Source organism: Roseivirga pacifica (assembly GCF_900111145.1).
GTDB classification, from domain to species: Bacteria; Bacteroidota; Bacteroidia; order Cytophagales; family Cyclobacteriaceae; genus Roseivirga; species Roseivirga pacifica.
In genome coordinates, this window is the sequence record NZ_FOIR01000002.1 from 481,332 (window position 1) to 504,296 (window position 22,965).

Here is a 22,965-nt window from a genome sequence, read left to right on the forward strand (position 1 = left end):
TTTATGATTAGTTGTTTGAGTTTCAGTTATCGGTACATTTTCCTGAGAAAATGATGGTTTTCTGATCATCCATGCGGTACTGCATGCCCTTTTTGGCATAAACAATACTGCCCAAAATTGTCTCTAATGATTCGTTGGCATAAGTAGCGGTTAGGTGGCATTGCGCCAGTTCCTTGCTAGCAAATGATATGTTCACTCCGTACCATCTTTCGAGTACACTTTTCACCTCGCCAAACGTGGCATCTTCAAAGTGAATAATACCGTCTTTCCAGAGCAATATCTTCTCTATATCTACCCTGCCCTTGGTTACATTTCCTTTCGATCTGTGGTAAACGCCTTGCTCATGAGGAGATAGAAAAACCTTATTTTCTAACGAGGCTACTTCTACTCGACCAGTAAGCACTGAAACTGAAATATGGCGCTGATCTTCATAAGCTTGTACATTAAAAGAGGTGCCCAACACCTTAGTCTCTACTTGATCCGACTGAATAATGAAAGGCTTGGACTCATCTCTTGCTACATCAAAAAATGCTTCACCAGAAAGCTCTATTCGCCTTTCGTCTGCAGTAAAAGCTTTAGGGAAACGAATGGAACTACCCGAGTTGAGCTTTATTTGTGTTCCATCGGCTAAAATGAGGTTGAGCTTTTCGCCCCAATCGGTTTTACGCTCTACCCAAACAAGGGCAGGCTCTTCTACTACACCCATGCTTGTAGGCTGTAAGAAGATGAACTTGAAGGCAAAGAATACACTTATGGCTGCTGCCACTCGTACGGTGTACGCCCATAATTTGCGAGTTTTGGTACTTCTACCAACCGCTGTGTTTAGCTTGCTGCTAACACGTTCTTTGGCCCTTTCTGCGTGAGTATACTTATCCAAGTTCTCAGCCAGTACTTTTGCATCAAAGCTCTCGAGCAAACGCTCATCTTCTGGAGAAATGGTGCCATTTAAATAATCTTCAAACAGCTGATTTAACTTCTTTTCGTTCATGTGTTAATGGTCCTCTCACATAGAAATACCATCTCTCACATGCTACTCACATTCAAAAAGTGAAGGGTAACCGTTACTTAATGTGTGCTGATTTCTGTTAATCTTTTGATAACTGCGGGTTAAAGGCAAAGGAACATTCGAATGATCTCCAAGTCCTTTTTCAGCCTGCGCAGTGCTAAAGAAATTTGATTTTCGACAGTGCGCTGAGAGATATTGAGGGTTTGAGAAATTTCTTTGTTGCTCAACTCATTTATTCGGCTCAGCAAAAATATCTCTTGACAACGCTGTGGTAAGGAAGCTAAAATTTTATCTATCCTGAAATTAAGGTCGAGTACATCGGCATTGGCAGATATTGCCGGCTCCACCCCTATAGTTTCGGCCAACTCCAAGTGTGCATCGGGAATCTTGTTATTGCGCAAATAGTTGTAGCATTTATAGCGCATGGCCTTATACAAGTAAGCTTTAATATTATCGGTCTGAATATTCTCCCTTCGTTTCCAATAATCTATCCAAACCTCCTGCTGTAAGTCCTGAGCGGCTGTTTCATCTTGAATCAATGAGGCCGCATAGCCAAACATTGGCTCCCAAAGTAAATCGAAAAGTTTATTAAAAGCCCGCTGATCAGATTGCCTGATCTGTTCGGCTAATTCTTTTACGCTAGTCATTTTAATTTTCGTTTCGGGAGAGGACTGAAAATCACTAACAAGTAGCGCAGAAACTATTGCTTGAATATTACCCGAGTGTAAAGCTTTACAGAAGCTTGCGAAAAAAGGCAAGCAACCTCATAAACACAAAAACCCCAGCAAGCTGGGGTTTCATATCTTAATGTTGAGTACTGATTTAAGCTAAGGCTTGCTCCAAATCAGCTATCAGGTCATCTGCATCTTCAATCCCCACACTTAGGCGAATCAAAGAATCGAGCAAGCCAACTTTCATTCGCTCCTCTCTTGGAATAGCACCATGCGTCATGGTTGCCGGGTGATTGGCCAAAGACTCTACACCTCCTAAAGATTCAGCCAAAGCAAAAAGCTTGAGTTTCTCCATTACGCGGAACGAAAGCTGCATATCATCCTCATGGAAAGTAAAGGAAATCATTCCTCCAAAACCTTTCATTTGCGCCTTTGCAATGTGGTGGTTTGGATGGCTTTCAAAACCAGGCCAGTACACATCTTTTACCTTTGGATGATTAGCCAGGTAATTGGCTACTTTCTCACCGTTTTCGCAGTGTCGCTCCATGCGAATACCTAGGGTTTTAATACCTCTCAAAACCAAAAAGCAATCTTGAGGGCCAGCTACAGCACCACAAGAGTTTTGTATAAATGCCAATCGTTCGTAAAGCGTATCATCATCCATAGCCAACGCTCCCATTACCACATCCGAATGACCACCGAGGTACTTGGTTACTGAGTGCATTACAAAGTCAGCACCCAAATCCATTGGGTTTTGCAAGGCCGGAGAAGCAAACGTATTGTCTACTCCTAGTAATATCTTCTGCTCTTTGGCAAGCTTAGCAACCGCCTTAATATCGATAATGGACATCATTGGGTTGGTTGGTGTTTCTAACCAAATAAGCTTGGTGTTTTCATTAATGTGCGACTTGATATTGTCGGCATTCGACATATCCACAAAGTGAAACTTAATGCCAAAGTTTTCGAAAACCTTGGTAAAAATACGATATGTACCACCGTAAAGGTCGTTTCCGCTTATCACCTCATCGCCAGGCTTTAGTAGTTTTATTACAGCATCAATAGCCGCCAAACCAGAGCCAAAAACCAACCCATGCTTAGCATTTTCCAATGCCGCAATACTGTCTTGCAGGGCAAACCTAGTAGGGTTTTGGGTACGTGAATATTCAAAACCCTTGTGGTCTCCAGGCGACCTTTGCACATAGGTAGATGTTTGATAGATCGGAGTCATAATCGCTCCGGTTGAAGGATCTGGCTTCACTCCGGCATGTACTGCCTTGGTACCAAATTTCATAGACGTTTACTTTTCTTTGTTCTTAAAATAATTCTCCATTTCGAGCTGGAATTGATCTTTAGTTTGATCGTACTCAGGTGTTAAAGACTTTTGACCCGGCATTTGTTCCACAAAAAGCGTTTGAGTTGGGAATGCGAACCTTACGCCCAGGTGCTCGGCCAATTTATTTACTTCCAGCATAACCTCCTGTCGACAGCGAAGTTCGTTGCTCCAGTCTGGCACTTGAAAGAATATGTAAAGCATAATCTCTAGCGCACTACCCGCATAGTCGTTCAGGTATATATTATGGTAATCCTTTCTGGTATAAGGATGTTCCTCAACAATTCTCTTTATTCCATCTACAAACACTTCGATTAACCTAGTAGGCGTGTCGTAGGTAATGGATAGCCTTGTAGAAAACCTGCGGTATTTCCTCAAACCGTGGTTATCTACCATTTTATTGGCAATTTCTGCGTTCGGAACATACATCACAGAATCTCTAAAAGTCCTAATTCTTGTTGACCTAAAACCAACTTCTTCTACCGTTCCATCAATCTTGTCAGAAGTTATCCAATCTCCTATTTGAAAAGGCTTATCTAAGAAGATCATAAGCGAACCAAAGAAGTTACGCAGTGTATCTTGGGCCGCCAAAGCAAAGGCCAAACCACCAATTGAAAGCCCTGTAAGCAAAGGCCAAATATCTACTTTGAAACTCCTAAGCACCGCTACAAACCCCACCACAACCACAAAACCACGCATAATCTTGGCAATCATTGGCACCAAGTGGTCATCTAACGTATTGTCTGTTCTATGTGCTACCCCTACAAAATAGAACTCGGCCATTTCCACTATGCGATAAAACAGCATAGTAACAAAAACCGGAATGGCAGCATCTGCTATCTGTATAAAAACACCACCAGTATAAGGAGGTAACTGTAATACCGGTAAAAATATTCGGATAACAACAGCCACAATCAGTAAACTAATTGGCTTGGCTGCTGGGTAAAGTACTTTATTGGCTACATCAATATGTAGGTATTTCGCCAATAGCTTTAGAAAGAAAATCCGCAGAAAGAACGATAACAACTTATGAAGCACTACGGCAATTATTATCAGTGCCAAAATGCCCCCGTACTGCCAATAGTATAAGCCAAGAAACTCATGCTCCTCATTATGCGCTATTTTCTTCAGCAGTTTACTCGTGCCAAAAGGAAATACCTTATTGTGAATTTCCTCTATTTTCTCAACAGATTCGCTTGAATAGAGCCAAGTGCTACCATACTTTTTAACATATAAATCAGGAAACTCTTCTGTGATTATATACTTGTGTTCGCCCGAAAGAGAATCCAAATAGTTGGGATCATCAGGTAAATCCTCCAAGTCGATGTAATGACCACTACCGTCAAAGATCTGCTTTAATTCAATGGCTAAATCTGCTCTTTCGGTACGCGGAATACCAGCCCTAGCCAACGACCGAGCAGCTTGTAAATCATTAAAGGATTCTTCTTGAAGGTATTTGAGATGGTTTTCAATTGCCGCCCTTGGTGTTCTGAAAGAAGTCGGCAGGTTATTTTCTTGGGCTTTTAATTGAACGAAAAAGCAAACAAAAACTAAAGCAAAAATATAGCGCATGTGTATTAACGACTTACCTTATAAATACTCATTTGATTGGCGAAGTTAACAAACACTTCGTATTCATTGCTATTCTGAAAATAAAGTACCGCCACCGGATGACTTGCTGGAATTGCTGAACACAACAACTCTCCTTTTCCATTGTAAAGCCAACATTGCTCCGTTTGTGCATCGAAGAGTACATAAACATCTCGGCCATTGCGATAATTGTAGTAATTAAGCTCAAAGTCTTCCGATATAAAGCCTGGCACTTCGAACTTCTCATTTCCTTTATTATCCAATACTACTAGCTTGCTTTCATCAGTTCTTGCTATGACAAAGTCCCGCTTCAGTTTATCCTCAACCAGCTCAAAACGGCTGGCGGCAGTTGGCTTCACAAGCTGAAGATCTTGCACCTTTTTGCCGGCTAGGTTCACGGTTAATAATTGTCCTTCATCAGATACTACGGTAATGGTGCTGCCTTCAAAATTTGGCCCTTGGTTAAAAGATACATCACCAGCAAACACGCTATTCGTATTTACTGGAAATCCATCAAAAGTTTCTCCACGCCTGTTCAATAAATGAATACTTCTGTTTTTTTCAACTGCTACAAAAGCATCCTTACCTAGCACGCGCACATGGAAAGGCGAGCGAGTTAAGGCACCTCTAAATGCCTTTGGATTCCAACCATCAAGCAAGTCTGCTTCTTTGTTATACAAAAACACCTGTCCCCTGCGGTTATAAGTTAGGTATCGGTAGCGCTTGCTATTATCGTAATCAACCACATTGAAGCCTTCGATGGCCATTGGCAGGTTATTCAACTTTGGAAAACCGTCCAAATCATCACCATTTCTATCTATTATATGTACCAAAGAGTCAGAGAACATAAGGTACTGCAGCTTCTTATTATTGTAATAATCTACCTGCCTAATCTCACCGTTTATCTGGGGCAACTGTTTTTTCCAGAGTATGCTTCCGTCTTTGTCCACCAAGTAAAGACTGCCCTCCTTGTCTTGAAAGATCACTTCATTTAAGCCTGTATTATGGTTTTTAACCACAAAAGGCTTGGTAGACAGGGACGAATTGGCAAATGCATTAGCAGCAATTGGAGGCAAACTACCCTCAATAGCTATCGGCTCGGCAGGTATGCTACTTTGTTCAAAACTTCTAAAACTAAGGTTACCCGAAAGCAAAAACTGATTGTTCGTTTCATCTAACTGAAGGTTCAGCATATCGAGCATATTCAGCAGTGCTGGCGTATCATTAAAGAACGTTTTCCACTTAGGTCTTAAGTGCTCTAAAATAGGCTCTTGGGTATATTCAAAATCTTCTAAGTAGGTAAACTCAGACTCTTGCACCAGCTCTTCTAACATGCCTCTTCTTATAACCGACTTCCCCCAAGTGGTCTCATCATCGAATTGTGCCAATACAGATTTAAGCACATCTACATTGGCGGAAAACAAAGCATTTCCCTGAAAAACGGTGTAATAGACCTTGACGTCTTCCTTAATAGATTGATTGGTCAATTCAGCCAAAAAGCCGCTTTTATTAACATAGCCTATTTGCTCATTCAAATAATCCTCCTGATAAATTGTAGAGTCTCCTGCAGGCTTATATGACTCAGCAATTGCATCAAGTTGCTCTTTTAGGCCTGCTGGAGCCTTTGCTTCAAACACATGTACTTTGCTTGAAGACCCCGCATATGCATCGATTTTAAAACTGTGGTAATTTCCACTTAAATGTCCGGTAGCTGTTTTATAGTTTTCGTTAAAGGCAACGGGCTTCCAAACCATTGAATAAGCTCCTATTGGCAATAAATTCTCTGCTACAATTGCCCCTCTCGTAACATCGGCCGATGCCTGAGAGCCACCTCTACCTTTCAAAACAATATCATCAGCCATAAAAGTAACATCCACTAAAAAGGCATCCGGAAAACTTTCAGGAGCTACAAACTGGCTCTGATCAAAAAATACGCGCCCCAATTCGCTCGTCCGCTTTGTATTAAAAATCAACAAGGCATCACTTCCATACTTTAGGTCATTCGCCTTATCAATCAGTCTACTTTCTGTTTGATTAGCTGCACGAATAACATCTTCAATTAATACCGCATTGGTAGATACCGCCAGCACCTGATTATTAATAAATGTATTTAGGGTTATATCTCCTGCTTTAAAAATGGTAATCTCATCATCATTAAAAACTTGAGTCGAAACCGTCACTTGTTCAACATCTGTAAACATCTTAACAATTGATGCAATAGATGAAGGTTTCCAAGAAAACCCACTTGATTGTATCAAAAACAGTGGTTCTATAGTGCTACTAGAAGAAGTATGCCACGAGATTACTACTGGTAACTCTGTAATCTTAGATTGTAAAACACCACTCTTCTGTAACGATGCAAAACGCTCATATGCTGATGAAATTTCGCCTAACTGAGTACTCGCATCTAGCTGCTGGTACCAATTAAATTCTGAGAGTTTTGTAAAAGTTGCTTCAAAGTCGTTTGCATAGAAAGCAAACAAACTGGTATTAGGAATTAAGTGAGCAAGTTCCTTTTTCGGCTTTAAAAAGTAGAACCAGCTTAATGTGGCAGCTACCAATACAATACCTAAAAGAATTAAAATTTTATACTTCAAGCTTCCAACCATTTCGTTCTAAATCGGGTCTGAAATTACATACTTGAACATTGAAACGACAACCAATACGGATAATTATCTTCTAGAATTAGGTTTTGAAAGCGATACACAACACAGGCCTTGTATAAATGGCATAATAGTTGGTGTTATACGCATAAATACCTATTGGTAGGTAACAGAATAAATACCATATTTGTAAAACTAAGTATTTAGTACAAATACCAGAAACCAACCTATACTAGATAAACAACAACTATTAACACAATTCTTTTATGAAATTGATTCTTTCACTATTCCTAACCAGCTCATTGTTTCTGACTCTTGGTTTAAAAAAAGAGAACACTGTTAGGTTTAAAGAAGTCACTTATGCTGACGGGTTTTACACCTATCAGGACAGAAAACTAACGGGAGAAATTATTGATTACTACGAAGACGAGGTATTGAAATTTAGATACCGCGTAGTAGACGGCTACTTACATGGCACTGCATACGAATACTACCATGACGGTAGTGTAAAAACAGAAAGAACCTATCGATTCAACAAACTTCATGGCGAATACACAGAGTTCTTCGACTCTGGCGATGTTAAAATTTCGTTTGATGTAGAGATGAACGCTTATGGAGGTGGAGAAAAAGTAGAAGGAATTGAGTACGCTTCGAAACCAGGTAAAAAGTTGAAGGATATGGGCAACGGGGTTTTGTTCTTCTTTGAACAAGGAAAGGAACTAGACAAAACAAGTGAGTCTCTTTCTATTCTTCAGCAATCAAAGATTGAAATTAGAAAAGAAGAAGGCGGCAAGGTTATTTATAAAAACTAAGCTTGATTTTTCTTAAAAAAAGCCCGTTTATGAATTCATAAACGGGCTTTTTTTATGCTAGTGGTTATTCACAAAAGAGAGCTCGACCCTTCTGTTGTATGCTCTTCCTTGCCTTGTGTTATTGGAGGCTATCGGCACGTTTTCACTAAAGGATTTTACCTCAAGCTGTTCTGGATCTACACCTTTATCTACAAAATATTTATAAACCGCTTCGTAGCGCTTTTTACCAAGACCGGTATTGTAGAGATTGGTACCATAAGAGTCAGTATGGCCAGCAATCAATATTTTCAAATCCGTTCTCTCTTTTAGTAACGCCACAGCCTCATTCAACCGATCAAAATACTCTGCCTTAATTGCACTCTTGTCAAAATCAAAAAAGATAATTGGAAGTTTTAATGAAGGCAAGGCTGCAACAACTGCAGCTTCTGTATCATCTGCTGCTGGACCTATGGCCGCAACAATTTCCTCTTCTAGTAAAAGTCCTTCTATACTTGGCGGATCCACTTGAATGTTCAACGGATCCAAATCATAGCTATTGATCATAGTGAGGTAAATATCCTCCATCACATCGCTGGCACAATCGCCTACCAAAAAGTCATGCTCAATATCGAACTGATCGCGAAAAAGAACTCTAAAGAAATGGTCTTTCTCATAAAGTACCTCCCCATTCTTCTCCAATTTAACGACTACTTTTTGCTCAATAGGAACTACAAGCTCATATACACCATACTCATCAGTAGTAGTTTCTGTTACTTCTCCACGCTCAAATTCTGTAACCGTAAGCCTCGCATTCGCAAAAGGCCTGTTATCGCAATCAATAAACTTACCTTGTAATTTTGAGGCATTGAACATAAACACCTTGTAGATATCATTTTCACCGTACCCAGCCTCTCTGTTAGAAGATAAGTAGGCATATTTTCCATAAAGAGTAAAGAAGGTATCATCACCTGGCAGGTTTATAGGTGCGCCTAAATTTTCTGGAGCACTAAATTTACCTGTTGCACTATCAAGCCGCGTTTTAAAAATATCATAGCCTCCCATGGAGTCATGTCCTCGGGAGGAGAAATAAAGCGTTCCATCCCCTGCAACAAAAGGCGCATCCTCATTTTCGTCTGTACTAAGCTCTTGAATTAAGTATGGTTTAGTCCACTGCCCATCTTCGCCAAGGTGAGTAATGTACAAATCGGCATTCTCATCGTTGTTGCCAAAGTCCGAAGCAAAAATTATCGACTTGTGATTGTTATAAACAAAAGCATGAGACTCCCATTTAGGCGTATTAAACGGAAGTGGTTTGTCGTTTCCATATTGACCATTGGCCTGAAGCCTAGCCATATATATATCCTCATTCTTATAATAGATAATTGTACTATCATTATCTAGTAGTTGTAAAGGTGCCAAGAAATCAGAACCGGAGTCATATCCTTCGACTTCCTCATCTTTCGCCCATTTGTCGAATTTGTTCATAGACGACCTGAGCAAATGTTCATAATACTCCCCATCGGCTGCCATTTCACCAAGTCCTTCTCTCCTTGCTGTAAAATAAATACCTCGCTGATCTGCCCTTACAACCTGACTGTACTCATTGCCTTCAGTATTAATTTTAGCTCCCAGATTTTGTACAACTACACGCTCAGGGTTGGGCATATACTTTTGAGCAGCACGAATGTTATTCAATACCTTTACATACACCTCCTGAAAGTACTCGTCCTCAAAATCACTAGGACTAGTCCTTCGCAATAAGCGTTCTGCTTCATCTACACGGCCGCCATATAGGTACGCTTGAGCATATGGAACCCAGAAAAAGGGATCGAATTCAGCATAAGGTAATGCTTCTTCAAACAGTTGATAAGAAGTCTCGAAACGGTATCGGTTAGCATGGCAAATAGCAGCTAACCATTTAGCCTCGTGGTTCCTCTTTTTCTTCAATAAAGGTTGAACCAGCTCCAACGCAACCTCCCAATCCTCCTCTCCCATGGCGGCATAAACATCATTTAAGTTTTGCGCATTAATTAAGGAGCAAATGGAAAGTAATAAGCCAATAAATAGAAGCTTATATCTCTTCATAATACAATTTGTAACAACTATGAAACTGAGGTATTTTATCGATCGAAAGATCCAAAAAATGGTTGAGATGTCTCTCTTGGTATAAGTGAAGATATAAAAGTTTAAGAAGCTAAAAAATGCTACTCACAAATATAAAGAATACTATCTGAGGAGTAACCGAGGCTAACTTGAGACCCTAAATCAAAAAAATCAGAATTGTAAAATGAATAATTAGTGCTGTTAACATCAACAGCTTCATATAAATAAACATTACCCAAGTAGAAACGTCTAATGACAGACGCTTTGACAGAATTATATTTTTCGCTATTTACATACACACTTTCAACTCTTACATAAGTATTTTCACCACAAACATCTTTGTTGAAAATATTTACTTTGCCGAAAAATTGAGCAATTTCGAGCGACTTAGGTAGGTTGTAGACGTCTCTTGGTGTGTCAAACTGAACCAAGTCACCATCTTCTAAAAAGCCGATTTTATTAGCAACCATCAAGGCATCTGAAGCATCATGGGTGACTAATAATAATCCTATTTGTTCTTCTTCAATAATCTCAAGTAAATCGAAAAGAATTTCTTGTTTAGTAGAAGGATCAAGACTACTAAATGGCTCGTCCATTAAGAGTAATTTAGGTTCTTCTGCCAAAGTTCTGGCTAGGGCCAACCTCTGCTTTTGACCACCAGAAAGTTCCGAAGGCTTTTTATCCCGCAGAGCTTCTATTTTACACAAACTAAGTAACTCTTCCGTTCGTGCGTATTGATAAGTCTTATCGTAATGTAGTAGGTTGTATTTCACATTTTCGAAAACCGTCATATTCGGCTTTACTTTCAAATCCTGAAACACCATTTTTATTTTATCGTGCCCAGCAATCAACTGTTCGTCAGGATCCTTTAATGGCTCGCCTTCAAACGCGATCTCTCCCTCATCAGGTTTTATTAAACCGGCAATCATGCGCAGCGCAGTGGTTTTACCCGAACCACTCTTGCCAACCAGAGCAACCTTTTCTCCTTCGGCCATTTGTAGCGACAAGTTGTTTACTGCCCCTAATGACTCACCGGGGAATTTTTTCGATATGTTTTTTACAAAAAGCACAGGCAAACATAAAAAAGAAACTGCCTTAAAAGTAAGTTTACCTCGCATTCCCACTCTGGATAATGCGCTTACCTCTAAGACAGCCTCTATTAACAGCTATTAATTACTTTTTATAGCTAATTCGGTAAATACAGTTGGCTACATCGTCAGAAACTAAGATAGAACCATCAGGCATTTCCAGAATATCTACTGGCTTACCCCAGCCTTCATTTTTTTCTTGGTCTAACCAACCATCTGCAAAGATTTCACTCTTCACTACTTCGCCATTCTCAATTTGAACAAAGCGCAATTGGTAACCAATATGGCCAGCTTCTGGGCTTCTGTTCCAAGAACCATGCTGTGCTACTAAAAGTTGCCCACGATACTTCTCAGGGAACATATCACCTTTGTAAAAAGTCAAGCCTAGCGGTGCAGAGTGTGGTTCGAATTTATACTCAGGCTCCACAAACTTTTCTCTTGGATATTTTTTGCCAAACTCAGGGTCGGCAATGTCTCCTTGATGCCAGTACGGAAACCCATAGTGATTGCCAATTTCAGTAGCCTTATTGAGTTCACATGCAGGAATACTGTCCCCAAGCATATCTCTACCGTTATCGGTAAACCACATTTCCTTAGTCTCTGGATGCCACGTAAACCCAACAGAATTTCTCACCCCATGCGCAAATACTTCTACATCAGAACCATCAGGGTTCATTCTGGTAATGGTAGCAAAAATCTCATTTTCCTCTTCCTTATCGCACACATTGCAAGGCGCACCTACCGGCACATACAATTTGCCATCAGGGCCAAAGTCAATAAACTTCCAACCATGATGCCTCTCTGTTGGGTATTGATCATAAATCACTTCATAAGAAGGATTCGAAAGGTTGTTCATAATGTCAGTAAACTTCAGAATGCGGCTTACTTCGGCCACATAAAGATCACCATCTTTAAATGCCACACCATTCGGCATGGTTAAATCAGTAGCAATAGTATCTACTTTATCGGCACGCATGTCACCGTCAGTATCAGTTAAGGCGTACACATTTTTTCTTCTTCTATTACCCACGAACACGGTTTTCCCGTCTTCTGTGCTTGCAAGCGAGCGCGCATCCGTCAAATTCTGGGCATACACATCAATTTCAAAACCTTCTGGCAAATTCACCTTTGCCAAAAGCGTATCGTAAGGAGTTGGTTCTCTTTGAGCTGTCTGTTTGGAGCCTTCGCAGGCTACGCCAAGTGCAAACATTGAAAACAGCGCTAAAAGACTGACTTGTTTTTTCATAGTTGTAGTAAAGTTATAAGCGAAACTAGGCATAAATCTATTCTAAATGTTTTTTCATTTTATTAGTGGCATTTGTGTGATTTGTATAGGCTAAAGCTATTTTTGCGGCATGATTGCAATCAATAACCTCTCTTACCTAATCGGTGGTCGCGCTTTGTACGAAAACGCATCCCTTCACATTAAACCTAAAGACAAAATTGGCCTAATTGGTTTAAATGGAAAGGGGAAATCTACCCTACTCAGAATGATAAATGATGAGTTTCCTCCTTCTTCAGGTGAAATCACCAAGAGTAAAGATTGTACCGTTGGCTTTCTTAATCAGGATTTACTTTCCTACCAGTCGGAAGACAGCATACTTTCTGTAGCCATGGAAGCTTTTGGCCGTGCCAGACAGTTACAGTCACAGATTGATCGCATTCTGAAGGAAATGGAAACCGACTACAAAGACGAGTTGGTAACCAAACTAACCAAAGCGCAAGAAGAGTTTGAAGCACTTGGCGGTTACAGCATGCAGTCGGAAGCCGAAGCAATTTTGGAAGGTATCGGCTTTAGAACAAAAGATCTAAACCGTCCGCTTAAGCAGTTTTCCGGAGGTTGGAGAATGCGTGTAATGCTGGCCAAGCTTTTGCTTGAAAAGCCATCGTTATTGATGCTCGATGAGCCTACCAACCACTTAGATCTTCCTTCTATTCAATGGATAGAAAACTACCTAAGAACCTATGAGGGCGCCATTATTGTGGTTTCTCACGATAGAAAATTCCTTGATAACGTGGTTACTTCTATTGTAGAAGTAGCACGCCAAAACCTAACCCAATACAGCGGCAATTACTCCTTCTATTTGGAAGAAAAAGAGCTTCGCGAAGAAATTCAGAAGAACGCTTACGAAAACCAGCAACAACAAATAAAGCAAACAGAGCGCTTTATTGAACGTTTCAGAGCCAAATCTACTAAAGCGCGTCAGGTGCAGTCTAGGGTGAAAGCGTTAGAACGTATGGACCTTATTGAGGACGTTGTGGACGACAGCATGGTAATGAACTTTAAGTTCGGGTTTAAGCAAAAGTCAGGGCGTTTCATTATAGAACTAGACGATATTTCTAAGGCTTATGGAGATCTTCAAATCCTTAAAAACACTAAGGCCTCTATTGAGCGTGGCGATAAAATCGCACTGATTGGTGCCAACGGAAAAGGTAAGTCTACCCTACTTCGCATTATTGCCGGAACCGAACCTGTTAATGGCGAACGAAAAGAAGGCTTCAATGTAATCACAGCATTTTATGCACAGCACCAGCTTGAAGCACTAACTGTTGACAATGAAATTCTGGATGAGCTAAAGCAGGCTGGCAGCAACAAAACAGAATCTGAATTGCGAAGTATTCTCGGCTGTTTCCTCTTTCAAAATGACGAGGTGTTTAAAAAGATCAAAGTGCTTTCTGGAGGAGAAAAGTCCCGCGTAGCACTTTCTAAAACGCTATTATCTGAGGCCAACTTCCTAATGATGGATGAGCCGACTAACCACCTAGATTTTCTTTCGGTTAACATATTGGTGCAGGCACTACAACAGTATGAAGGCAGCTTCCTAATCGTATCGCACGACAGGCACTTTATCTCGCAAATCGCCAACAAAATTTGGTACATCGAAGATCAGGAAATTAAAGAATACCCAGGTACCTACGATGAGTATGTTTACTGGCGAGAAAAGCAGGACGCCAAGCAGTTAGCAGCCCAACCCGAGAAGAGAGAGGTTAAAAAAGCGAGCAAAAACACGCAAAAACCTAAGCACAACCAACACGAGCAAGAGTTAAAGAAGCTACAGAAATCACTGGGAGAAATAGAGGCCAAAATCCAAAAACAAGAGGCTAAAAACAAGACGATTGAGGAAGAGATGGCGAAGCCTGTTGTTTATCAAGACCACGAAAAGCTACAAGAGAAAACTACCGAACTCGACAAAGAAAAAGCTAAGCTAGAGGCGCTTAACGAAGAATGGGCATTGCTTGCCGAGCAAATAGATGAGTTGGAAGGGTAATTAGTGGCTAGTTGTCGGTAAGTTAGTTCATGATTCGTGGTTCATTGTTGGGCTAACGAGAAAGCCAATCGCTCAACGTCATACTGAACTTGTTTCAGTATTCCAATAGCGTTGCACCCAACTAAAAAACTAGAGAATTAGCGAAATCGTGTATTAGACATTTCTACTCCCATTTCTCCTCGACCATAGCGGAGGTCGGCCAAGCGAATTGGTTATGGGCTAATCAGGAAACAGCGGTCAAACTTCCGCAGATCAAAACTGACCAATTGCTACCTTTTCAAATAGTAATTGAGCATCAAACCGAAGCCAAAAACAGAAGGCCTACTGGTTACGCCAAATTCATCATTGCTACTTGCTTGCACAAACTTCTGGTAACTGGCACCGGCATTAATGCCAAATTGTTCATTAATTCTGTAGCTTACATCTAGCCCGGTAATACCGCTGGTGTTTAATCGGTTAACAAAATCGGTTTGGTCTAAGTCTACTTTTAACACGGTAAGATCTGGCAAGTCGCCCTTGATCTTATAAGAGAAGAAGTAATCGAGCCCTACGCCTAGCTTGGCACTAACATCAAACTTACCAAATTGCAATACTCGGTAGCCAACCAAGGCCTGCGCCCCACCACTCTTAATGGTATTGGTCAACCCATAATCGGCCACAAAAACAATCTTACCTTCTTCCTCGTAACCAACTGGCTCATAGATTGGCTTTTTCACTCCATTGTTATCTGAATAGGCATTGGAATAATTGGCAAATCGATATTCTGAATAACGCAGCCCACCAGAAAGAAACCATCGTTCTGATAAGTCGAAGGACATCCCCACACCAAAAGAGAGTGCGCCAATCTGCTCATCGCTACCATTTGCTACCACAGACCTTGAAGCCAACTGCGCATCGTAATTGCTCGAAAGCGACTCAACAGTAGATCCTTGGCTAGGATTGGCATTGAATACATTGCTTCCCATTCCTCCAAAAAGGCTATTTTCTGTCTCATAATTCGATGCAATAGTATTCTTTAGCATAGCCCTCCTAACCAACAACTCAGGAGAGATGTCTTGGTCCATTTCGGGTATTTTAAAGTAATTACTCAAAGCCTTTCTTTCAGCATTGGCTATGGCAAATTCCAGTGACTGCTCATCTTCTAAAATTAGCTCTGAACCTACGGTAGTTACATTATTTATATCAGCATTTGTTCCATTACCATCGCGTGAAGCCAACACTTGCCTATAATTACCACCTTCAGGCTTCTCAGACTCATCCGCCTGAGTTGAATTACCTGGGTCTTCTACTAAGTCATTAATATTGTTGTGTACTTCAGAAGAATCATTATCCGTAATAATGCCTTGCACCGGCCCTTGCTTAAGCTGTTCTGGCAAGGTGGTATTCACTGGGTTTACAGTATTATTCTGTGGGTACAAAAACAGAAATCCCAATACTAAAAGTACAGCAGCCGCTGTACCATAATATGGCCAGTAAAGCCAAATACTCTTTTTCTTACTAGACTTTAAAGACGCCTCTACCCCTTGCCAAACACGGTCTGAGGGCTGAAATTCAGCATCTTCGAAAAAATCTCTTATGTCATTTTCAAAATTACTCACGACATTGAAACATTAGATGTTATAACTCTCTCGGCTTCTTCAATCATTTGCTTTAGTAGCGTTCTCGCCCTGGCAAATTGCGACTTAGAAGTCCCTTCACTTATCTCAAGCATTTCTGCAATCTCTTTATGGGCATAACCTTCAATAGCATAAAGGTTAAATACCGTTCTGCAGCCAACGGGTAGTTTCTGAAACATAGCCATTAGCTCACTAAAGTGTAATTGCGAAATCACCAATTCCTTTTCTACGTGAAGCGGGGTTTTCTCTATGTCGAGCATTGGCTGTTGGTACAGCTTTTTGCGATTGTGATTAATAGCAGTATTGATCACAATCCTTTTCATCCATGTCAAAAACTGAGCTTCCTTTCGAAAAGACTCCAAACTGTTGAAGATTTTGATAAACGCATCTTGCAATATGTCTTCCGCATCTTCCTGAGATTTTGCGTAGCGCATAGCCATAGGCATTAACTTAGCAGCGTAGCGATCGTACAGTTCGCGCTGCGCCTTTAAGTTGCCCTTAATGCATTTCTGAATTAATTCTATATCTTCAATCATTGACGATTCTAGGGTATCCCCATCGACAGTTAATTTGACACGACAAAATTAAAATTGGTTGCAAAGAAAATTCATCTTTGTGCAATTCGTTTATTTAGCTGCATGACACTGCAAAGGTACAGTCTTATTTTCGGCTTATTGATAGCCCTTTCGCCCCAACTTTTAGGCCAGAAAAACCTAGCATACACCGACAAAGCCTACGAGCCTACCATACAAACCATTCAGTTTTACCCGGCATCTAGCACAGTACAAGGCACCTTGGAGCCTGCCGTAATAGGCATGAATGATGGCAAAGAATGGCAGCTACATTTTGATGACCTTAGGCAGGATGCCGACTACTATTACGTACGCTTTATCCATTGTAATGCCGACTGGACGCCTTCGCGTTTAAAACCCAACATGTATTTAGGCCAATACAACGAGTTTGAAATAGTGGATTTTGAATTCAGTTCAGAGTCGCGTACGCAATATGTACACTACTCCTTCACTATACCCAAGCTGCTGAATACCGGTAATTATTTAGCGGTGGTTTACCGAGGACAGAACAAAAACGACATTATACTCAGCAAACAGTTTAGCGTTTATGACAACTCCGTTGGTGTGGGCGCACGCATTGATAGATCTGCCCAAACCAGCGAACGATTGGTGAATCAAAGAATTGAAGTCACCATGAACTACACAAATCTTTCTACCGTTAATCCGGCCGAGCAGTTTAGAGTGGTGGTAAGACAAAACGAACGCCCTGATCGTATCAAAGCACTTTCACCTACCTACATTGATGAAAATGATAAACTGATCAGGTATCAGAACCTGGGTGAGGAAAATGAATTTAAAGGTGGCAATGAATTTAGACACTTTGATTTAAGTAGTGTGAATTTTGGCGGTCGAAATGTAGCGAATACACGCTTTGTAGATAACAAGCCGATTACAGACTTACGTGTCGACAGGCCGGCCAGCGTAGGCTACTTGATCAATTTAGACATTAATGGTAAATTCTATGTACGTGACATTGAAGGCCGAAATAGCACGATTACATCGGAGTATATTCAAGTGAATTTCACACTAGAAACAGACGAACTAAACGAGCCTGTATACGTACTTGGAGCTTTTAACCAATGGAAGAAAAGTAAGGAAAGCCTCATGGTTTATAACCCATCAAAAGGTGTTTATCAAAACCAACAATTGATTAAGCAAGGCTGGTACGACTACACCTATCAAACAGAACATACTGAAACCAGTACGTTGGAAGGCTCATTCTTTGAGACCGAAAATCTGTACGAGGTATTTGTGTACTACAGAGCCATGGGTGCTCGTGGCGATGAATTAGTAGGTTACAGCAAAGTCAACTTTAACAGAAGGCGCTAGGCTTCTACATCAGCACTTTTAAAGCGGTATCTTTCGGTTCGCTCAATCGGATTAGCATTTGCAATGTCCAGCATTCCAAAGCCCTTATAAGTGTAGTTTCCTAAACCACAGTTGAACAAAAACTCCTGCACTTCAGGCGCAGCATATAACTTAAATGGCAAAGTATAGCCCCTCACTTCGTACCGTACATCTTGATTATAAACCGAGTAGATTCGCGCAAATTTCTTCTCTTTTTCGCGCAAACGCTGTAAGTATGCCTCATCAGGCACCAGCTGAAACTTCTTAAAACGAACAAAATCTTCTGCAGAATAATTACCCGTTACCTCCAAGCGCTGCAAGGTCGACTCATAAAGCAAGTCGGAAAACTCATCCGTTTCTGGCGTTATAAAGCGCTTAGACTCTTGACTATTAAAGCTTGCCTTGATGGGAACAATTGGCGAAATGCATAGAAACTTCATCTCGTCAGCAAACTCAGGCGTTTGCTCAATTTCTGTATACATTGGGCTAATTTGCAATTCACCCAAATCAACCTTTTTAAACCTAAATATTTGCTCTAACAGATAATCAATAAATCCTTGACTATCAGAAGAAACAACTAACGTTACGAGGTTAGAATAATAATGGAGTCCACTTCTAGAAACTTTGGTTTGCCCCTTTAGGGCGGAAAAGTTAAAGAATGAATACTCTGCGTATTCGTTTTCTCCCCCTTCTAACAATACGCCTTTTAAGTATTGTGCCAGAATATGCTGATGATGAAAGGGTAAATGAGCTCCCTTATTTAGCAATTTAAAAATTATCCTTACTCTCACAGATCGGTATAGGTTAAAAATACGTTTATCGAAACCTGTATCTAAAAATAGCAGGATTCTTGAAAAACGTTAACCCCGACCAAATAAAGTTTGTTCAGTATATTCTGAAAAAAAACAATAAAATCTCCTAAAAAAAGCAATTATACATTGAACCTGAAGTGCATAATGTCGCCATCTTTCACTACGTAATCTTTCCCTTCTACAGAAAGTTTACCAGCTTCTTTAATAGCAACTTCAGTCTTAAACTGCTGATAATCTGTTAGTTTAATTACTTCAGCCTTAATAAAGCCTTTTTCAAAATCGGTATGAATAACGCCTGCAGCTTGCGGTGCCTTCCATCCTTTTTTAATAGTCCAGGCACGCACCTCTTTTTCTCCAGCAGTAAAGTAGGTTATTAGGTCCAATAAGCTGTAAGAAGCTCGGATCAGCTTGCTCAAGCCAGATTCCGTAAGACCATATTCCTCTAAGAACATCTCCTTTTCTTCCTCTTCTTCCAACTCCGCTATTTGCGATTCAATAGAAGCAGAAATTACAATTACCTCTGCGTTTTCATGCTTAACGGCCTCTTTCAAAGCGTCAACATGTTCATTGCCAGTATGTATTGCGCTTTCCTCTACATTAGCAGCATAAATAACCGGCTTAATGGTAAGCAAAGAAAGGTCTCTAACAGCTGCAAAATCATCCTCATCAGCTTCTACAGCACGAGCATTCTGTCCACCTTCAAGGGCTGCCTTAAATTTTTCAAGCGAAGCAATTTCCTTTTTGGCTTTAGCATCGCCCGATTTTGCCACCTTTATATTCTTCTGAATCTTCTTTTCAATTGAATCTAAATCCTTCAATTGCAATTCAGTATCAATTACTTCTTTATCAAAAACAGGGTCTACAGTACCTGCTACGTGTACCACGTTATCATCTTTAAAACAACGTACTACGTGAATAATAGCATCAACCTCACGGATATTTGCCAAGAACTTATTCCCAAGCCCTTCACCTTTACTGGCTCCTTTTACAAGTCCAGCAATATCAACAAACTCAATTACCGTAGGCAACACCTTTTGTGGGTTTACCAAATCTTTAAGAATATCCAATCGTTCGTCTGGCACTGTTACCACACCTACGTTTGGTTCAATTGTACAGAAAGGAAAGTTAGCTGCTTCAGCTTTGGCGCTGCTTAGCGCGTTAAACAAAGTAGACTTACCAACATTCGGAAGCCCAACAATACCACATTGTAAACCCATAGCTAATGGAAGGAATTTTTAATAATCAGGGCGCAAAGATAGCAATAAAAGGCATGTCACCTATTTAAAATAGGTGCAGAAAAAATAGGAAGTTCGGGTAAATTAATCCCAGCTTAATTCGCTGTCGATTCCAGAATCGCTGCCAACGGTTTCTTCCTCATCAAATTGAGTAAAATCAAAATCCGGCATCAACTCTTCCTTAACATGATCCACAGTTTGGTTCAATGCATCCAAAAACTTACCGAAGTCTTCTTTGTAAAGGAAAATCTTGTGCTTTTCGTAAGTAAAACTGTCTTCTTTATACTTACGCTTGCTTTCGGTGATGGTCAGGTAATAATCGTTAGATCTCGTTGCTTTAATGTCAAAAAAATACGTCCTTTTTCCAGCTCTCACTCTTTTGGAAAAAATCTCATTCCTATCCTTATGCTCTTCCACTATCCAGTTATTTAAAGTATATCGAGGTTGAATTTTTCGATAAAGTAAGCTCTAATATAATCTTTTAAAAATTAGTATTGCAAACAGCCAAAAAAATATAATAACAATCTTAATCTATAAGAAACAGTAAAAAGAACCACCCTTTTCAGGTCAAATTCGGTATTATTAAGAAAACATAGTTGAATATGCAGTTCACCCTAGAAGACGTAAAGAAGTTTGGTAACGTAGAAGTGCTTGCTAAACAGATGGTTGAAGGTTTTATAACCGGGCTGCACAAATCTCCTTACCACGGTTTTTCGGTTGAGTTTGCCGAACACAGGCTTTATAATAATGGTGAAAGTACGCGCCATATTGACTGGAAATTATTTGCAAAAACAGATCGCCTATACACCAAACGATACGAGGAAGAAACGAATTTACGCTGCCAAATGGTCATCGATCAGTCTTCTTCCATGTATTATCCGCAGCACAACTTTGGCAAAATGCGCTTTAGCGTTATGGCTGCTGCGGCCCTTACCTATTTGCTACACAAACAGCGCGATGCGGTTGGACTGCATACCTTTTCTGATCAATTAGAAATTGAAACCCCAGTGCGATCTTCTGGCGCACATATTCATAAGCTGTTTCTACAGTACAATGAATTACTGGATAAGCCGCAAACAGAAAAGCGAACCAATGTGGCCGACATCCTGCATCAGTTAGCGAAAAAAGTACACCGGAGATCGCTTGTGGTTTTGTTTAGCGACATGTTCGATAACCAAAGTGACGATACCCAGATTATGTCGGCATTGCAGCATTTAAAGCACAATAAACACGAAGTACTGCTTTTTCATGTAACCGATAGAAAGACAGAGTTTGATTTTGAGTTCGAAAACAGGCCTTATGAATTTATCGATGCTGAGACCAACGAGAAAGTAAGGCTCAATCCGTCTTCAATCAAAGAGCAGTTTCGTACCCAAATGACACAACACTACCACGATCTCTACTTAAAATGCGCCAAGCTAAAGATAGACTTAATTGAAGCCGACATTAATGCTGGTTTTGATGCGATACTGAAAGCTTATTTGATAAAACGACAGAAAATGGTTTAACCTTAAATATAAAAATGTTAAAACTTAGAATAACACTCACAATTACTTTACTTCTCTTTGCCTTCAACACCTCTTTTGCACAATTGGATGGCTATGTAATCACTGCTTGGAATGACACCATTCACGGCAAAATTGATAACCCTTTTAACGACATTAAAAGTAGTAAAAGAGTAAAAATTGAGCTGGAAGATGGCAAGACAAGAAGATTTACACCTCATGATGCCATAGCTTATTACGATGGATTATATCGTTATATAAAACACGGAAGCGTATTCGCAAAAGTCCTAGTTACCGGTGAGGTAAAGCTTTTAGAATTTGACCATGCAGAAGTGACGGGTGCCGTCTTATCTATGGGAACGCAAGGCCAAGGCTTTCAAGGAATGTCACCCACCAGCTCAACCTTTAAAACCACGGTAATGATCTTACCTAACAATGATTTGGTCGAACTTAGAAGGCAATCTACAGACTCAAATAGAATTACTCTTTTTGAGAAAAAAAACTCGAAGAAACATCCACTTGCTGACCAAATCATCTTTAGCGATGCCCCAGAGATACACGAGAAAATCCAACAGGACCACAGGATGCCTTATCATCAAATAGTTTCAAACTATAACCTCTTTCTTAGGAGGAAGCCTGAAGTATCTTCAAAAGTTGCTGCATACCAGAATGAAGATGAGGTAAATATTTTACTGTTCAGAAGGGGCCAACAAATAGATAATATTCAAGGAAAATACACGATAACTATCAATGGTAAAAAGGTTGGGCAAATAGACGTTGGGGAATACCTACCGTTAACGTTGAGTACGGCTGAATTCCATACCCTACGTATTAAGAGTAAAAAAGGTAAATTTAAGTATAGCCTATATGGTAGAAAAGATCACGTAATGCCTTTGGAAATTGCAACTGGAAACATAACTGTTGTATATCCTATTGATAGTAAAGAAGCTGAAAAACATCTCGAAACAGACAAAGAAGTTAACGCTAAGTAATTAGAGAGTTCTGTTTCCATAAAACCAAAAAAGCCCTCAATCGAGGGCTTTTCATTTATCATTAGCACAATTAATTCAAATGGATTAAGCGTGCATCCAGTCTTTTTTAGCGTAAAGCTCTTCTTCTGTTTCTCTGTAGTCAGGGTCGTCCACGCAGCAGTCTACCGGGCATACAGCGGCACATTGAGGCTCTTCATGAAAGCCCATGCATTCCGTACACTTACCCGAAACAATGTAATAGAATTCATCAGAAACAGGCTCTTGCTCCTCGTTACCATCTACCACGGTACCGTCTTCCATTTCTATCTCGTTCAGGTCGGTTCCGCCTGCCCAAGTCCATTCCATTCCACCTTCATATATTGCAGTGTTAGGGCATTCTGGTTCGCAAGCCCCACAGTTAATACACTCATCAGTGATCATTATAGCCATAGTACT

At 40.3% G+C, this 22,965-nt stretch carries 19 protein-coding genes; 5 read left to right on the forward strand and 14 right to left on the reverse strand.

Annotation, left to right across the window (positions count from 1 at the left end):
• Positions 1-22: 22 nt before the first annotated feature.
• The 5 genes from BMW98_RS10965 to BMW98_RS10985 form a co-directional block, all read right to left on the reverse strand.
• Positions 23-988 carry a FecR family protein gene (locus tag BMW98_RS10965; RefSeq protein WP_090258629.1) on the reverse strand — a complete coding sequence of 322 codons (966 nt, stop codon included), beginning with the start codon at positions 986-988 and terminating at the stop codon, positions 23-25.
• Positions 989-1,107: 119 nt separating this feature from the next.
• Complete coding sequence (locus BMW98_RS10970) at positions 1,108-1,653, reverse strand: RNA polymerase sigma factor (RefSeq protein WP_090258630.1); 546 nt, start codon at positions 1,651-1,653, stop codon at positions 1,108-1,110.
• A gap of 175 nt (positions 1,654-1,828) precedes the next feature.
• Positions 1,829-2,968: a cystathionine gamma-synthase gene (locus BMW98_RS10975; protein WP_090258631.1), complete on the reverse strand. Its 1,140-nt coding sequence runs from the start codon at positions 2,966-2,968 to the stop codon at positions 1,829-1,831.
• A gap of 6 nt (positions 2,969-2,974) precedes the next feature.
• On the reverse strand, positions 2,975-4,579 hold the full coding sequence (locus tag BMW98_RS10980; RefSeq protein WP_090258632.1) for a mechanosensitive ion channel family protein: 1,605 nt from the start codon (positions 4,577-4,579) through the stop codon (positions 2,975-2,977).
• A 5-nt stretch (positions 4,580-4,584) separates the two neighbouring features.
• The gene (locus BMW98_RS10985) at positions 4,585-7,194 is read right to left on the reverse strand and encodes a hypothetical protein (RefSeq protein WP_139177509.1); all 2,610 of its coding nucleotides are present in this window, start codon (positions 7,192-7,194) and stop codon (positions 4,585-4,587) included.
• A 272-nt stretch (positions 7,195-7,466) separates the two neighbouring features.
• On the opposite strand from BMW98_RS10985, the gene BMW98_RS10990 reads away from it, so the two are divergent.
• A complete protein-coding gene (locus BMW98_RS10990; protein ID WP_121505268.1) occupies positions 7,467-8,012 on the forward strand; it encodes a toxin-antitoxin system YwqK family antitoxin in 546 nt (181 codons plus the stop codon).
• Between the two features lie 57 nt (positions 8,013-8,069).
• Here BMW98_RS10990 and BMW98_RS10995 read toward each other — a convergent pair whose 3' ends face one another.
• The 3 genes from BMW98_RS10995 to BMW98_RS11005 all read right to left on the reverse strand — a co-directional run bounded on the left by BMW98_RS10995 (position 8,070) and on the right by BMW98_RS11005 (position 12,428).
• Complete coding sequence (locus tag BMW98_RS10995) at positions 8,070-10,076, reverse strand: OmpA family protein (RefSeq protein ID WP_090258635.1); 2,007 nt, start codon at positions 10,074-10,076, stop codon at positions 8,070-8,072.
• A gap of 119 nt (positions 10,077-10,195) precedes the next feature.
• The gene (locus BMW98_RS11000; RefSeq protein ID WP_090258636.1) at positions 10,196-11,212 is read right to left on the reverse strand and encodes an ABC transporter ATP-binding protein; all 1,017 of its coding nucleotides are present in this window, start codon (positions 11,210-11,212) and stop codon (positions 10,196-10,198) included.
• Positions 11,213-11,267: 55 nt separating this feature from the next.
• Positions 11,268-12,428 carry a PQQ-dependent sugar dehydrogenase gene (locus BMW98_RS11005; RefSeq protein ID WP_090258637.1) on the reverse strand — a complete coding sequence of 387 codons (1,161 nt, stop codon included), beginning with the start codon at positions 12,426-12,428 and terminating at the stop codon, positions 11,268-11,270.
• A gap of 109 nt (positions 12,429-12,537) precedes the next feature.
• On the opposite strand from BMW98_RS11005, the gene BMW98_RS11010 reads away from it, so the two are divergent.
• On the forward strand, positions 12,538-14,451 hold the full coding sequence (locus tag BMW98_RS11010) for an ABC-F family ATP-binding cassette domain-containing protein (protein WP_090258638.1): 1,914 nt from the start codon (positions 12,538-12,540) through the stop codon (positions 14,449-14,451).
• A gap of 269 nt (positions 14,452-14,720) precedes the next feature.
• Here BMW98_RS11010 and BMW98_RS11015 read toward each other — a convergent pair whose 3' ends face one another.
• Together BMW98_RS11015 and BMW98_RS11020 are read right to left on the reverse strand one after the other, a co-directional pair.
• On the reverse strand, positions 14,721-16,049 hold the full coding sequence (locus tag BMW98_RS11015) for a hypothetical protein (protein ID WP_090258639.1): 1,329 nt from the start codon (positions 16,047-16,049) through the stop codon (positions 14,721-14,723).
• Positions 16,046-16,603 carry an RNA polymerase sigma factor gene (locus BMW98_RS11020; RefSeq protein WP_090258640.1) on the reverse strand — a complete coding sequence of 186 codons (558 nt, stop codon included), beginning with the start codon at positions 16,601-16,603 and terminating at the stop codon, positions 16,046-16,048. The genes BMW98_RS11015 and BMW98_RS11020 overlap by 4 nt, the downstream gene beginning before the upstream one ends.
• Positions 16,604-16,705: 102 nt before the next feature.
• Here BMW98_RS11020 and BMW98_RS11025 point away from each other — a divergent pair, with 102 nt between their 5' ends.
• On the forward strand, positions 16,706-17,968 hold the full coding sequence (locus BMW98_RS11025; protein ID WP_090258641.1) for a type IX secretion system plug protein: 1,263 nt from the start codon (positions 16,706-16,708) through the stop codon (positions 17,966-17,968).
• On the opposite strand, the gene cas6 is transcribed toward BMW98_RS11025, so the two are convergent.
• The 3 genes from cas6 to BMW98_RS11040 all read right to left on the reverse strand — a co-directional run bounded on the left by cas6 (position 17,965) and on the right by BMW98_RS11040 (position 20,450).
• Positions 17,965-18,777, reverse strand: coding sequence for a CRISPR-associated endoribonuclease Cas6 (cas6, locus tag BMW98_RS11030; protein WP_090258642.1), 813 nt, complete (start codon positions 18,775-18,777; stop codon positions 17,965-17,967). The two genes, BMW98_RS11025 and cas6, sit on opposite strands and share 4 nt — an antisense overlap.
• A 140-nt stretch (positions 18,778-18,917) precedes the next feature.
• Entirely contained in the window at positions 18,918-20,015 is a 1,098-nt protein-coding gene (gene ychF / locus BMW98_RS11035; protein ID WP_090258643.1) for a redox-regulated ATPase YchF, read from the reverse strand.
• 102 nt (positions 20,016-20,117) lie between these two features.
• Complete coding sequence (locus BMW98_RS11040) at positions 20,118-20,450, reverse strand: DUF3276 family protein (RefSeq protein WP_090258644.1); 333 nt, start codon at positions 20,448-20,450, stop codon at positions 20,118-20,120.
• Positions 20,451-20,635: 185 nt separating this feature from the next.
• Between BMW98_RS11040 and BMW98_RS11045 the strand changes: the two genes are divergently transcribed.
• Both BMW98_RS11045 and BMW98_RS11050 read left to right on the forward strand, forming a co-directional pair.
• Complete coding sequence (locus BMW98_RS11045; RefSeq protein WP_090258645.1) at positions 20,636-21,541, forward strand: DUF58 domain-containing protein; 906 nt, start codon at positions 20,636-20,638, stop codon at positions 21,539-21,541.
• A gap of 14 nt (positions 21,542-21,555) precedes the next feature.
• Positions 21,556-22,530 (forward strand): hypothetical protein, encoded by a 975-nt coding sequence (locus BMW98_RS11050; protein ID WP_090258646.1) that lies wholly within the window; start codon positions 21,556-21,558, stop codon positions 22,528-22,530.
• An 84-nt stretch (positions 22,531-22,614) separates the two neighbouring features.
• Here the strand turns inward: BMW98_RS11050 and BMW98_RS11055 are convergent, their stop codons facing one another.
• A complete protein-coding gene (locus BMW98_RS11055) occupies positions 22,615-22,959 on the reverse strand; it encodes a 4Fe-4S dicluster domain-containing protein (protein WP_090258647.1) in 345 nt (114 codons plus the stop codon).
• Positions 22,960-22,965: the final 6 nt, after the last annotated feature.